This is a genomic window from Streptomyces scabichelini, from assembly GCF_011045015.1.
GTDB classification, from domain to species: Bacteria; Actinomycetota; Actinomycetes; order Streptomycetales; family Streptomycetaceae; genus Streptomyces; species Streptomyces scabichelini.
In genome coordinates, this window is sequence record NZ_JAAKZY010000016.1 from 18775 (window position 1) to 31483 (window position 12709).

The 12709-nt window shown below is 67.6% G+C and carries 14 protein-coding genes; 3 read left to right on the plus strand and 11 right to left on the minus strand.

What is annotated here, in order from left to right; all coding sequences use genetic code 11:
• Nucleotides 1–9: 9 nt before the first annotated feature.
• The 7 genes from G5C60_RS07520 to G5C60_RS07550 all read right to left on the minus strand — a co-directional run bounded on the left by G5C60_RS07520 (nt 10) and on the right by G5C60_RS07550 (nt 5700).
• A complete protein-coding gene (locus G5C60_RS07520; protein WP_165256008.1) occupies nt 10–297 on the minus strand; it encodes an ATP-binding protein in 288 nt (95 codons plus the stop codon).
• Nucleotides 298–358: 61 nt separating this feature from the next.
• The gene (locus G5C60_RS07525; RefSeq protein WP_206439207.1) at nt 359–508 is read right to left on the minus strand and encodes a hypothetical protein; all 150 of its coding nucleotides are present in this window, start codon (nt 506–508) and stop codon (nt 359–361) included.
• Between the two features lie 73 nt (nt 509–581).
• Nucleotides 582–1481 carry an aminoglycoside phosphotransferase family protein gene (locus tag G5C60_RS07530; protein ID WP_165256010.1) on the minus strand — a complete coding sequence of 300 codons (900 nt, stop codon included), beginning with the start codon at nt 1479–1481 and terminating at the stop codon, nt 582–584.
• A gap of 202 nt (nt 1482–1683) precedes the next feature.
• The gene (locus G5C60_RS07535; protein ID WP_165256013.1) at nt 1684–2658 is read right to left on the minus strand and encodes a hypothetical protein; all 975 of its coding nucleotides are present in this window, start codon (nt 2656–2658) and stop codon (nt 1684–1686) included.
• 314 nt (nt 2659–2972) lie between these two features.
• The gene (locus G5C60_RS07540; protein ID WP_165256015.1) at nt 2973–3611 is read right to left on the minus strand and encodes a hypothetical protein; all 639 of its coding nucleotides are present in this window, start codon (nt 3609–3611) and stop codon (nt 2973–2975) included.
• Nucleotides 3612–3756: 145 nt separating this feature from the next.
• Entirely contained in the window at nt 3757–4530 is a 774-nt protein-coding gene (locus G5C60_RS07545; protein WP_165256018.1) for a hypothetical protein, read from the minus strand.
• Nucleotides 4531–5058: 528 nt separating this feature from the next.
• The gene (locus G5C60_RS07550) at nt 5059–5700 is read right to left on the minus strand and encodes a TetR/AcrR family transcriptional regulator (RefSeq protein WP_165256021.1); all 642 of its coding nucleotides are present in this window, start codon (nt 5698–5700) and stop codon (nt 5059–5061) included.
• 105 nt (nt 5701–5805) lie between these two features.
• Here G5C60_RS07550 and G5C60_RS07555 point away from each other — a divergent pair, with 105 nt between their 5' ends.
• A complete protein-coding gene (locus G5C60_RS07555) occupies nt 5806–6528 on the plus strand; it encodes an SDR family NAD(P)-dependent oxidoreductase (RefSeq protein ID WP_165256023.1) in 723 nt (240 codons plus the stop codon).
• A 107-nt stretch (nt 6529–6635) separates the two neighbouring features.
• Here G5C60_RS07555 and G5C60_RS07560 read toward each other — a convergent pair whose 3' ends face one another.
• Entirely contained in the window at nt 6636–8147 is a 1512-nt protein-coding gene (locus tag G5C60_RS07560) for a glycosyltransferase family 39 protein (protein ID WP_165256025.1), read from the minus strand.
• Nucleotides 8148–8847: 700 nt separating this feature from the next.
• On the opposite strand from G5C60_RS07560, the gene G5C60_RS07565 reads away from it, so the two are divergent.
• Nucleotides 8848–9996 (plus strand): serine hydrolase domain-containing protein, encoded by a 1149-nt coding sequence (locus G5C60_RS07565; protein ID WP_165256027.1) that lies wholly within the window; start codon nt 8848–8850, stop codon nt 9994–9996.
• Between the two features lie 112 nt (nt 9997–10108).
• Here the strand turns inward: G5C60_RS07565 and G5C60_RS07570 are convergent, their stop codons facing one another.
• Complete coding sequence (locus G5C60_RS07570) at nt 10109–10264, minus strand: hypothetical protein (protein ID WP_165256029.1); 156 nt, start codon at nt 10262–10264, stop codon at nt 10109–10111.
• Nucleotides 10265–11321: 1057 nt separating this feature from the next.
• Here G5C60_RS07570 and G5C60_RS07575 point away from each other — a divergent pair.
• Nucleotides 11322–11717, plus strand: a complete 396-nt coding sequence (locus G5C60_RS07575) for a MerR family transcriptional regulator (RefSeq protein ID WP_165256117.1) — start codon at nt 11322–11324, stop codon at nt 11715–11717.
• A 141-nt stretch (nt 11718–11858) separates the two neighbouring features.
• On the opposite strand, the gene G5C60_RS07580 is transcribed toward G5C60_RS07575, so the two are convergent.
• The gene (locus G5C60_RS07580; protein WP_206439208.1) at nt 11859–12029 is read right to left on the minus strand and encodes an SDR family oxidoreductase; all 171 of its coding nucleotides are present in this window, start codon (nt 12027–12029) and stop codon (nt 11859–11861) included.
• A gap of 66 nt (nt 12030–12095) precedes the next feature.
• Complete coding sequence (locus G5C60_RS07585) at nt 12096–12674, minus strand: dihydrofolate reductase family protein (RefSeq protein ID WP_165256031.1); 579 nt, start codon at nt 12672–12674, stop codon at nt 12096–12098.
• Nucleotides 12675–12709 lie beyond the last annotated feature (35 nt).

The following is a 12709-nucleotide window of genomic DNA, read 5'->3' on the forward strand; positions in this document are numbered from 1 at the left end:
GCGCATGCGCTAAGGGTGCAGGGGCAGCAGGATGCGGAAGGTGGCGCCCGTGCCAGGGGCGGTGCGGATCTCCACCTGGCCATGGTGCGGCGCGATCACTCGCCAGGCATCGCCGCCGCTCTCGGCCGGGGCCTCGAAGGGATGTCCGCTGCGTACGTCGACCGCCGACGCGTCGAGCTTCGGCAGTTCAGGTGCACTGGCGGTGGCCGGCCGGAGGACTCGTAACACGCGCCCGTCCGAGTCGAGGTAGGCCAGATGGACGTCCCCCGTCAGCTCCCGTTCCACGGTGTCACGCACCTGTGGCGCCGTATCGCCCGGTGTGCCCCTCGGCGGCCATCCGCCGCATGAGCGAAGAACGTCACCCGGCCTCGGCAGGCCGAGGCACGATGGGCTCGGCCGCATCCTCGTCCAGGAACCACGCGCGCTGGGCGGAATCGCCGTAGCTCATCATGCCGAGACAGACCCGCGAGACCTTCAGCCCGGTGGAACCCAGCCTGGTGTACTTCATGCCGTTCTCTTCTCTCAATCTCGTCACCGGTGCCCTGGTTGGGCTGCCTGCTGGTGGAACGCTATGAGCCGGATCAGCCGATGAGAGCCTCGGTGATCTGACGGGTGGTCTGCGCGGCGACCCGGGGTTCGACAGCAGCGTAGGAGGTGTAGGCGTTCAGGCCGGTGGCCAGGGCCCAGCCTCGGCCTCGGGCCCAAGTGGCGTCGTCCACGCCGAGCGCGGCGCGGAAGGCGGCCCGGGGCCCGGCCGACATCAGGGTGAAGGCGATGGTCAGGTCGCAGGCCGGGTCGCCGATGCCGAGCTCGCCGAAGTCGATGACCGCGCTGAGGCGGCCGCCCGCGGTCAGCAGGTTGCCGGTGTGGAAGTCGCCGTGGAACCAGACCGGAGGTCGATCCCATGCGGGGGCGCTGATCGCCGCGTCCCACAGGTCAGTCATGGCCACGGTGTCGAACGCGCCGTCGACCTCCGCGATGGCGGCCCGCGTCGCCCGGTCCCGTGCGACCAGAGACCGGACGGTGAGATCCTCGCGGGCGCCCTCGGCCGGGATCTCCTCGGGTGTGAACCGTTGAAGGGCCGTCAGGAATCCGGCAAGTTCGACGGCAGCCTCGTACGAGTCGGCCAGTGCCTCGACGGTCGCCACCTCGCCGTCCAGCCAGCGGGAGACCGCCCATGGCCACGGGTAGCCGAAGTCGGGTTCCCCGACCGCTACCGGGACCGGGACGGCCAGGGGCAGGTGCGGGGCGAGCCGGGGCAGCCACTCGGACTCCTTCCTGGCCTGCCCGATGGCGTCGGCATGGCGGGGCAGCCGGACGGACAGCTCCTCGCCCAGCCGGTGGATCACATGGTCCGAGCCGGCCGGGTCGAGCAGTCGCAGAGGGAGCCCGGCCCACTGCGGGAACTGCGTATCGACCAGGCGCCTGACCAACGTGGCATCGATCGCGGGGCGGGCGTCCGGAATCCCCTCGGTTGCCAAGAGCAGCTCCTGAAGTCGGCCCGCTCACTCCGTGCGGCGGGGAGTCGGGGCCATCACAGTGCGTCGGACACTCGTCTGTCGACCGGATTTCTTCACCGCCGTCATCAGATGCGGCAGCCGTCGGCAGTGGTCAACTGACCGGCTTGCGGGGCGGGCGGTCGGGACCGGGACGCCGGCAAGTGCGGTGGCGGCCGGGTGGTCTTTACGACCGGTCCTCAAGGATGTCGTGGGCCTCGCGGACCGCGTCATGGTTCCAGCGGCGCTGTTCCTCGAGCTTCTTCCGGTTCTTGGCGACGAGCTGGTTCTGGATGCGTACGTCGACGGCGTGCACGATGCGGACATAGCCGGTCTGCCGTTTGCAGCGGGCGTCGGCGACCGCGGTCTTCTTGTCCAGGGCGGATGGCTGGGTCGGGTCGTACTGCGGGTCGGCCAGTCGTTCCTCCAGCTCCTGGCGGTCGCGGTCGGGGTCGTTCTCGGCAGCCCTGGGGGTGGCGTAGGGGTAGCCGGCTTTCCGCATGCAGGCCGACCATGCCTTGTCCGCTTTCTTCCAGGCGGGGTCCCGCCAGCCCTGCCGGAGGCTCTTGCTCTCCAGGTCCAGGACCGGGTCCTTGCGGTCCTGGGGGTTCGTCCCGTAGATCGTGCGGTCTGCCTCGCCGAGACAGCCGCGCTTCGGGATCCGGTGGCCGTGGACGGTCTTCGGGTCGTCCCCGACGAAGTGGCCGGTGAGCGCGAGGTGTTCGGACAGGGTCCACTTCTTTTCCGGGTAGCGGCGCTCGTACTCGGCCTGCGCCGCCTGATAGCCGTACCGCGCGGCCTGCTCGGGGTCCTGGATGCCGTAGCGGAAGTCGTCCGAGGCGTACACGGTGGCCAGCAGCACGCCCGTGCCGGAGGGGCGCTCTGGCCAGGCGGGTACGGGGTCGACGGCGAGGTTCTTCAGGCTGTCGAACCCGAGGCGGTCCATGCACTCCTTGGCGAGCGTCCACCGGGCCCTGCCGACCGTACGGCCGTCGTCGTCGGACATGTCGTACGCGGCCAGCGGCCAGAACCTCGGATCGTCCGACGAGGTGGGGCGCGCATCGGAGGCGGGCGGGTCGGCCTGTTGCCCACACGCCGCGAGGGCGAGACCTGAGGCGAGGACCAGTAAGAGGACCGGTAAGAGGGGGGCGGCTCTGCGCATCGGGCCAGCTCATCAGGGCCCTGGGGCACCCGACCATGGTGGAGGCCACACTTCCGGGTCACAGCCGCATCACAGGTCCGGCACCGGCGACCGAGGTGGGGACCGACGGGCCGATGCCACCCGCCCCCCGGTCTGCGCTTCCGGCCCGGCCGGGGGGCGGCATCGGCCCAGTGATAGCGGCCTGCCATAGCCCCGATAACGGCACCGCTTCCGCGCCCGTACAACATGACGGGCACGACCTTATGACGGGCACGACCTTGACTTCGGTCGAGGTGCCGAAGGCGGCATTCCAGGCCCACGTTGTGAAGGAGCGATCAGTTCTGGTCACGCATCGCCGCGAGACCAGACACCGGCACGATCAATGCGTCCACTCGGAATCCCAGCTTCGCAGCGATTTCACCTCGCAGTGGCGCGTATATCTGCTCATTGAGATGCAAGATCTGAGTTCCGCACCAGAACCGAGTACGGCTCTGGAAATCCGTTTGCGTGAGTCGTTCGATGTCCTGAACGGCACGGAAGTGGAATCGCCCTAACCGCACGGCCAGGCTGCCGTCGTTTTCGTCCGCTATGATCAGTTGGAAGTTTCCGGCGCGGTCGGCATGACTTTCCTTCTCGAAAAGCACTGACGCCCGATCAGCGTCCGGCAGGAGCGCAAGAGCCTTCAGCGCTGCGGCAGTCAGCTCTCGACTCCGCTCATCACTGACAGGGGAAAGGATGTCCTGGACCACCGTACTCATTCGGTAGGGAACTGAACGCGGACGATATTTTCCGAGCCCAGCATGCTCCTTGACAACCCATCCAACCCTTTCCAGGGTTTCCCCGTACACCGAATACCAGGCCTCTGCGTCCGTGTGCCGGCCATGCTTCCTGCCGGCCACCAACTGCGCCAGGAGAACAGAATGCAGGACGTCCCTGCGGTGTTCCTCGGAAACCGCCGCGAAGAAGACGGTCAAGCACCCTCCGTCGACTACGGCACTGTCACCTTCCGCGACCGGGAACAAAGGGGCCTGCGGTTCGGGTCCCAGATCCCACGCTGTAACGCCGCCCTCGAGCTCGTGCTCAGACTCGTGCATCTCGGTCTCCTGGCGCGGTCGTCGGCTAGATCTCCAGGTCGTCGATGAACGTGTTGGCGCGATCGCCGAGCTTGGTGATGATCGCGTCGCGGACCTGTGCGTACACGTCCTCGTTCAACGTCAGCGTCGTGCGCGACTGCTGCATGTTGGTGCTGGAGCGCGGGAAGCTGAAGAACAGCACCCGAGTGACGCGCTCGGTGGTGTTGAAGAAGAAGGCGCCCATCTTCATCACCACGGTGTCGCCCTGCGAGACGCCGCAGGACGCTATCTGGAAATTACCCAGCTTGTCGCTGTGAGCGTTGCTCTCGAAGAGCACCACACGTCGGTCCCTCTCCGGAAGGGACCTCAAGGCCTCGATCGCGGCCTTGGCCACCGAGATCTCACCCGGCGCAGCAATGGCCTGGAGCAAGGCGATCACCGCGCGGTCCACGGTGAACCGAGAGCCGGCCACCGTGAGCTTGGCGAAGGAGAAGGAGGGTACAACCCAGCCGACCTGCTCCAGCACCGAGCTGTAGAACTTGTACCACCTTATGGTGTCCTCGTCGCGGTCGAACTTCTTGTTCGCCGCCAACTGGGCCAGCAGCGTGGAATTGAGGACATCGGACTTCTGCTGACCATTCAGGCCGTCCGTGAAAGCGACGATGCTGCCGGCGACTACCGCCGCTGACTGCTCTTCCTGCAGCGCCACCCCAGGCGGCAGGTAACGCATTTCCGGAGCAGCGAGTTCCAAACCGTCGATGAACTGAAGCGAGTCCGCTACCCTCTGTTTCTCCTCGACCTCTAGGTCTGAAGACGTCATAGCGCCCCCTCTGTTGCGAAATGAAAGCTCCAACCGGAGCACCACAGGGTTGAGGCGCTGCACAAGCAAAAGGAATGTGATTCTCCCCGTAGCCCCGTAGCCCCGTAACCCCCACTGCGTCCTCAGTCGGAGAACGCTCACCCGTTGCTTTGCAGCCATGCTAAACCCAGACATGAGACCGTCAAGGGCGTGGACTCATGATTCATTCCCAGACGGTCCACGCTAATACTCCAGGTGCGTTTTCAGCCACTCACGCACGTTCCACGGCTACCCTCCGCCCCCTCGCAGCACACCTTTTCCAGAAATCCCCAAAAATCTATCGACTCCAAGTCGGGCGCCACATATCCGCGTCAGCGATTCATCATCCATTGCAGCATGAAATCGCTTTCTTTGATACATGAACTATCCACCGCGTGCCCGGACAGGCTCGACGGGGGCAACAGGCCCAAGCTCAAGCGACTGCTGAGCCAACCGGCCGCCCACCCGGCCCACACGCCGCCCGGCCGACATCGCAATGACCTGCGGAGATCACGCTTCGCAGGCCGCTCCCATGACGCGGGCCAACTCCTCGGGCCGCATGGGCGGTTCGGGCAGCGGATGGGCCGCCGAGGCGCGCATCCCGTCGAGCATCATGGCGAGGTGACGCCGCCACACCTCGGGCCGGACGCCCGCGGTCGCCTCGACCGTGCGTGCGGTCCCCCAGGTCACGAACGCCATGTCCTCCAGGGTGAAGTCGGACCGCAGCGCGCGACCATGCTTGGCCCGCTCGATGATCTGCTCCATCAGCTCGTACCCGCGCAGGTGACCCTCGGTCGGGGTGGCCTGCGGCATGCGCCGGGAGACCAGGTCGTTGTAACCGCGGTCGGCGGCCTGCAGCTCGCAGATCCGCTCCAGGAAGTGCACGAGGCCCGCCCATGGGTCGGGGATCGACAGGGCGTGCTCGGCGATCCGCACGACAGTCTCGGCGCGGTCGACGAACACGGCGTTCACCAGGTCCGCGCGGTTGGGGAAGTGGTTGTACAGCGTGCCGATGCTCACCTTTGCCGTGCGGGCGATCTCGTCGAGGGCGAGGTCGAGCCCGTGCACCGCGAACAGCTGCCGGGCGGCTTGGATCAGCTGGTCGCGATTGCGCTGGGCGTCCCTGCGGAGCGGCTTGGCGCGGGTGGTCATGGCAGCATCCCATCTAAGTTGAAGGCATCCTCAACTTGTGTGTACGCTCGGCGTAGTTGAGGAGTCCCTCAATTTACTGGATCCATGAAGGAGCTGACGGCTCGCATGCCCAAGACCCTTGCCATCTTCGGTGCCGGCCCCGTCTTAGGGCTGTCCCTCGCACGCCGCTTCGGGCGCGAAGGCTTCCGCGTCGCACTCGTCGCCCGGACCCGGGAAAACCTGGAAAAGCTCGTCACCGAGCTCGCGGGTGACGGCATCGAAGCGGCCGGCTTCACCGCCGACGTCTACGACCGCGAGCAGATCGCGGCCACCGTCGCGGCCATCACCAAGGCATACGGCCAGATCGACGCCGTGGAGTTCAGCCCTGGCGGCGGCAATATGGGCGAGGGCATCGAGTCCGTACTGGACGTGGATCCGGAGAACCTCCAGCTGATCCTCGACCGCTTCCTGCTGTCGGGCGTCGCCCTGGTCCGGGCCGTGCTGCCGGCCATGACCCAGCGCGGTGACGGCGCGATCCTGTTCACCGCAGGGCAGTCCGGTATCCACCCGACGCCGTTCCTCGGCAACGCGGGCATGGCCCAGGCGGCGCTGCGGAACTACTTCCACAACCTCAACAACGTGCTCGCGGACAACGGCGTGTACGTCGGCGCGGTCAACGTCGGCGCGCTGATCGAAGGCAGCGTGCCGCACCGGGCGATCGCGTCGGCGTCCAGCCCGCTGGAATTCGAGCCCGAGGTCATCCACCCGGACGTATTCGCGGAGAAGTTCTGGGAGCTGTACAGCAAGCGTGACAAACCCGAGGCGTTGGTCGGCAGCTTCGGCCGGTAAGCCTCCCGCAGATCCCGCAGCCGCGTGTCCACTCCTCACCTGCTTGATCACGCTTCGGACAGGCTCGTTCGGGAAAAACCCGAGGCTGGACGACACCGGGGCGGAGTTCAGGAGTCACGGACGTAGAGACGCACCGTCAGGCCCCATCCGGCTTCCTCGCGCACCAGGTGGAAGTCCTCCCTCAGTGTTTTCCTCTTGACGGCGCTCGTGGTTCTTCGGTCGGGTCGTCTGGTCGACGTCGCGCGTTCGACGACCCAGACCCGCTGCTGGGCGTCCAGCAGGTGGCGGATCCTGTGCGCCGGCACCTCCGCTCCGGTGAGCGTCGCGGATCGTGCCGGCGACTGCTGGAGCAACACGTCGTTCAGGCCCGCGAAGGCACGGCGGTATACGTACGCGACTCCTCGCTTGGTTCCGGGCAGGAACACCACCGCGTCACCATCGCGGCCGTGTTCCGCAAGCAGCCGGGCGGCCGCTGTCTGGTCGTCGGTGCGGGATTCGACAGTGCGCAGCCAGACATGGGTCGGCAGTTGGGCAAAGAGGAGGGCGGCGGGCACGCCCAGGCCGAGCGCGGCTGCCAGCACCCTCCTCGGTAATCCCTGCGGTAATCGCTGCGGTAATCGCTTCACCACGTTCCTCGGCGCGGTCCGCCGGTGCTGTGCCACCAAGGCCGTAGCGCCGCAGGCCACGGCGTTCAGGCCGCCGGCGACCAGCAGTGCCAGCGCTGGGAGCGAATACAGCACATACCGCTCGTTGTAGACCGGCTGGATCAAGGAGAAAGTGAGGAGCGCGCTGGGCGGCAGCAGCAGCCAGGGCAGGGCAAAGCCCCGGATCCGCGCCGATCCTGCGGCCCGACCGTCAGCCGACAGCACCCCGCAGGCGGTGACGGTCAGGGTGACGACGGTCATGGTGGTCGTCGGCCCCGTGAATTGCCAGATCAGATCGGTCACCGTGTTCCAGGTGGGGGTGAGCAGCCAGTTCACCTGCGCTGCCTGGGCCCGGACGTACGCGATGAAGAGTGTCGCGCAAGCCACGATCGGCACGGCGATGCACAACCAACGCCGCAGGATCCGGCGCGGGGCCCGCACGGCGAGCAGACTGGCCCCGTGCGCACCCAGCATCAGCACAACGAACGGGTGCAGGAACGTTGTCGGCAATACCAGCGCCGTATAAGCGGTCCAGCGTGCGGCCGTTGGGCGCTCCAGTGCCCGGAGCAGCGCCAAAGTCGAGAAGACCACGCCCGCGGTGACCAGTGCGTAGGAGCGTCCCTCCTGGGCGTAGCGGGAGGCAAGGGGCATGGCGGCCAGCACCAGTCCGGCCGTGAGCCCGGTGGCCGGTCCGGCCAGCCTGCGACCGATGGCGGCGGTGCCCGCGGCGGCTGCGGCCATGCCGATCACGGAAGGCAGCCGCAACAGCAGCGCGTCCCCGGCGCCGGGCGGCAGCAGGAGGTGCATCACCAGGTAGTACAGCCCGTGCACGGCGTCGACGGTGTGCAGGAGCCGCAAGATGTCCGGCAGGTCGCGGGTGGCGACCTCATAGGTGGTGATCTCGTCCCACCACATTCCCCGGTCGATCCGCCACAGGCCCAGCAGCAGCATCAAGGCGGCGGGCAGGGCAGGCACGAGCACGCTCCCCGCGAGGCTGCCGCCTTCCGAGCCGCCGGGCGGCGGCTCAGGGAGAGCAGCGGGCTCGAGCGGCGAACCTGGTATGAGGCCAGCTGTCACTTGATGCTGCTCCGATGAAAGAAGTCCGGCATTCCGGATGCGTTCCGGCACCGACAGTGAAGACTTCTTCGAAGGGGAACAGGTTGTACTGGATGTCGCCGAGTCGGGCTGGATCGAGTGGCATGAAGGCGGGCCAGAGGTGTGGGAACCCTGAACATGCGCAAGAAGCGAAAGAACCCGCGGGGTGGTACGGAACAGGAGGTGGAGGCCGTTCTCGACGACCTCTCAACCCGCCGGCAGCATCCCGCCCGTCCGGTTCACCGCCTACGAGATCCGCCGACTGATCTCTGTGCTCCGTCCCGAGGCGCCACACCACGAACGCATCGCCCACGCCCTGCACTGGTCGGACTGGCGCCACTGCCACCAGGCCCTCGCCCGTGCCTGCCACCGAGCCCGCAACCCGGCCATCCGACCACCGCCACCCGGCCAGACCGAAACCACAGCGCCCTTACGCCCTTTGAGCCCGTGACGCGATCATGATCCGGTCTTCTTGAGACGTTCCGTGACGAGGCTCCGGCCACCAGAGCTGTCGACGCCGATGATTCCCGGCCCGTGCGGGAGTCTGTCGTTCGACAGCAATCTTCTGGAAGGCGGCTTCATGTCTACCCTGCACGACTTGCTGGAAGCCCATGTCGGTGCCGGTACGTTGCCGGGAGCGGTTGGCCTCGTGGCCCGGGGTGACCAGGTCGAGGTGGTGGCTGTCGGCGCGCAGGGCGCCGGCGACGGCGCCCCGATGGCGAGGGACTCCATCTTCCGGGTCGCCTCGATCACCAAGTCCGTCACCGCCGCCGCACTGCTGATCCTCGTCGAGGAGGGCAGGATCGCACTGGACGACCCGATCGGGATGTGGCTGCCGGAGCTGGCAAAGCCGATGGTCGTACGCACGCCGGTGAGCCCGGTGGACGACGTGGTGCCGGCCGACCGGCCCATCACCGTATTCGACGTGCTGGCCTCCCAGGCCGGGTACGGATTCCCCTCCGACTTCACGCTGCCGGCGGTGCAGGAGTTGTTCACGGTGCAAAAGGACGGCCGGGTGCCGAGCAACTTCCCGCCGGCCGACGAGTGGATGGCGGCGCTCGGCCGCATCCCGCTGCTGTACCAGCCGGGCGCTGCCTGGCTGTACGACACCTGCTCCCTGCTGCAGGGGGTGCTGATTTCGCGGGTCACCGGACAGCCGCTGCCGGAGTTCCTGGCGGAGCGGATCTTCAGGCCGCTGGGCATGGTGGACACCGGTTTCGAGGTGCCGGCCGCCAAGCGGGGCCGGTTCACCAGCTTCTACAGGCCAAGCGACGACGGCAGCCTGGAGCTCGCCGACGGCCCGGACGGCGAGTGGAGCAGCCTGCCCGCGCTGCCGCTCGGCAACGGCGGGCTGGCCTCGACCGCCGACGACTGGCTGGCCTTCTGCCGGATGCTGCTGGCCGGCGGGGCGGCACCCGACGGCCGCCGGGTGCTGTCGGCCGACTCCGTACGCATGATGACCACCGACCATACGAATCCGGCGCAGCGCGACATCGGCCGGTTGTTCCTGGAGGGCCAAGGCTGGGGCTTCGGCGGCTCGGTCGACCTCGACCGGACCAACCCGTGGAATGTCCCCGGCCGCTACGGCTGGGTCGGCGGCACGGGCACAGCGGCGCACGTCATCCCGGCCACAGGCGCGGTCACCATCCTGCTGACTCAGGTGGCAGCGATGGGTCCGGCGCCTGCACCGGTGATCAGGGAGTTCTGGCGGTACGCGGCGGACGCCTGACACACGCATCTCACGCCCGTAGCCTCACGGGGTGGGCCCAGCTGACAGGGTGGCGAAATCGGAACACTGCGCATAGCTGCGTAAGGTCGCAAAGAGATCTTGCCACGGTGCCCTAACCGCCCACACCGGCGGTGTCGGCGGTCTGCCCGAACTTGAGCGCGGCGCGCGGCCTCGGCTGCGGATTGCTCTTGTCACCACTGCCGGAACAGGCAGTGCGAGTCAGGCAGCCGACTGCTGCGAGCGCGGATGCTCTGATGATGTGGCGCATGATCCCCCCTCGCGTGGAGGCTCAGCTGTCCCCGAAGGAATGCCCTCACTGCCGAGGCCGAGCGCGAAAGCCGGCTCGGAGCAGTCGAGGGGCTGCCGGCCGGCCTCGCCGGGGCAGAAGACAGAACTTGCCCAGATCGATCGCCGCTGCGACAACCGCACCCGTCGTCGATCTGGACATTCCTGCACCGGTCAACCACCCGCGGAGCCACCACCGGCTCATGAACCGCCGCGTTGATCGAGTTCAGAGAATGGTGGTTCGGCGGGAACCGACTTCGCGACCTGCACGAGGCATCGCTGCCCGAGTCCACCGGACAAGGCGGTCAAGGAACTCCAACACGATCCATTGGCGCCGAGACGGAAGAAAAGGCCACGTCAACCATGCAGGCGCGGACAGCAATACGACTGTCAGGAGAGGGAGCAGGAACAACACAACGAGAAACGGGCGCAACAGCCACACGGGCATACGTCAACCTCCAGGCTCTTCCCCCGAGAGGGAGCTGTGCTGGATGGCGACGCAAACTGGGCATCCCAAGCGCATCAGCGCGTGGAATCTCCGGCCAGAGCCGACATCCAGAGACTGCTCAAGCCATACCCTCAACATCGGCCCCACAAGCGCAAGTTCGGAGAACACGGTGATCTGCGCGTCGCGGTCCACCCGCGAGGTCAAAAGCCGCCCGGTCTCGAAGTGGTCCTCCGGCAGCGGACGCGGCAGGGGTTTCTCGACGGCGAAGTACTCGCCGACGGTGCACGGGCGCCGGCCGGTGCTCCGCTGGTTGGCCTGCCAGTCCCACTCATCGAATTCGAGGGCACGCCGTGGAACTACACCCCCAGTCGAGCTCTTCTGCCGTGGTGCGTCGGCGTGGTAGCGCCAACTGCCCCTGGCACGGCGGCGAGAGGGGACAGCCGGTGATCAGCCCGGCGGACGAGACGATCACCCTGCAACGCCCGACCACCAGCAGCGACTTCTACGCCCGCCCCGCGAACGGGCGAGGACATCGCCCTCGGGAAACAACTCACCGATCAGCTGCGGAGATCGGGCCGATCGTTGAGCGGGCCTGCCCGCAGACCTTGCCGCACTGCACGGCGGGACTCCAAACCGCCCAAGGACCATCCGGCACTACGAGGAGACCGGCCTGGTCATCCCCTCCGCCCCCCGCTCCCCGGGTGGCTTCCGCCTCTACACCGAGGCCGATGTCGCTCGCCTGATGGTCATCCGCCGCATGAAGCCGCTGGGCTTCACCCTGGATGAGATGCGGGATCTGCTGGAGGTCACCGACCGCCTCGACGCCGGCGACGTGTCCGCCGGGCAGCGGGAGGAGCTCCTTGGGCGACTGCGCGGATACGAGGAGGCCGCGCACCGGCGGGTAGCGGATCTCCGCACCCAGCTGGAGCGGGCGGAGCAGTTCGCCGGCACCCTGCGCGAACGCCTCACGCGAGCGGCCGTCCTGTAGTCGACCGCGTGGCCGCCCCGGCCGCGTCTCGCGGACAACCGCGGACCAAAGCCCTCACACTCCGGCAGGGAGAGCGCGTCAACCGCCACCGTGCCCTGGGAGCCGAAGTTGGTTCGGGCTTGGGCCGGCTTCAGATTGCGGTCAGGCCGCCGGCATTTCCTGGTCGGTGAAGAACTCCGTTGTGGCGGGAGGGGCGGTGGCGCCCGGGCTGATGCTGTTGGCGCGGATGCCGTGGGGTGCGCCTTCGGCTGCCGTCCGGCGTGTCATGGCGATCACCCCGGCCTTCGCGGCGGCACCTGATAGGTGCGGCATGTCGGTCCGCGGGAGAGCTTCCGGGGCAGATTCGGCTGCTGGACCTGGTGCAGTGCATGGCCGTGTTCAGCTGTGCGGGGTGGGCCGGTAGATGAGCTCTTGGGTGCGGCCGTCGAACGTCCGGCTCTCGATCAGCTCGAGGTCGAAGTCGGCCGCGCCCTCGAAGATCGGGTCGGTCCCGGTCCGACCGCTGATCACGGGGAAGATCGTCACCTGGACGCGGTCCACGAGCCCCGCGGCCATCAGCGCCCGGTTCAACGACAGGCTGCCGTGCGAGCGCAACGGCATCTCGGACTCCTCCTTGAGCCGGGCGACGACTTCGACGGCATCGCCGGCCACGACGGTCACGTCCGGCCATGCGAACGATCCTGCGAGCGTCGTCGACACCACCGTTGTCGGCATGCTCCGCATCCGGGAGTTCACCGGGTCGAGGTCGGCCTCCGGGATCGGGCCCAGCAGCTCCACGAACTGCCGAAAAGTGTTGGCTCCGAGAACCATCCGCTGCTCTTCGCTGATCACGGCAAGGCGCTTGTCGAGGAACTCAGGGCCCTGTTTTCCCCAGTAGCCGCCCCAGTCGCCGTCGGGGCCGTAAGAGCCGTAGCCGTCCAGGGTGGAAAAGACGTCCCAGGTGTAAATGGCGGTCATGGTGCTCTCCTCGAGTACGGCTGATGGTGTGTTGT

Coding starts and splice junctions, on each gene's coding strand:
- G5C60_RS07525 (WP_206439207.1), bottom strand. CDS start 508: ATGAAGTACACCAGGCTGGGTTCCACCGGGCTGAAGGTCTCGCGGGTC.
- G5C60_RS07535 (WP_165256013.1), bottom strand. CDS start 2,658: ATGCGCAGAGCCGCCCCCCTCTTACCGGTCCTCTTACTGGTCCTCGCC.
- G5C60_RS07545 (WP_165256018.1), bottom strand. CDS start 4,530: ATGACGTCTTCAGACCTAGAGGTCGAGGAGAAACAGAGGGTAGCGGAC.
- G5C60_RS07550 (WP_165256021.1), bottom strand. CDS start 5,700: ATGACCACCCGCGCCAAGCCGCTCCGCAGGGACGCCCAGCGCAATCGC.
- G5C60_RS07555 (WP_165256023.1), top strand. CDS start 5,806: ATGCCCAAGACCCTTGCCATCTTCGGTGCCGGCCCCGTCTTAGGGCTG.
- G5C60_RS07565 (WP_165256027.1), top strand. CDS start 8,848: ATGTCTACCCTGCACGACTTGCTGGAAGCCCATGTCGGTGCCGGTACG.
- G5C60_RS07570 (WP_165256029.1), bottom strand. CDS start 10,264: ATGCGCCACATCATCAGAGCATCCGCGCTCGCAGCAGTCGGCTGCCTG.
- G5C60_RS07580 (WP_206439208.1), bottom strand. CDS start 12,029: ATGCCGCACCTATCAGGTGCCGCCGCGAAGGCCGGGGTGATCGCCATG.
- G5C60_RS07585 (WP_165256031.1), bottom strand. CDS start 12,674: ATGACCGCCATTTACACCTGGGACGTCTTTTCCACCCTGGACGGCTAC.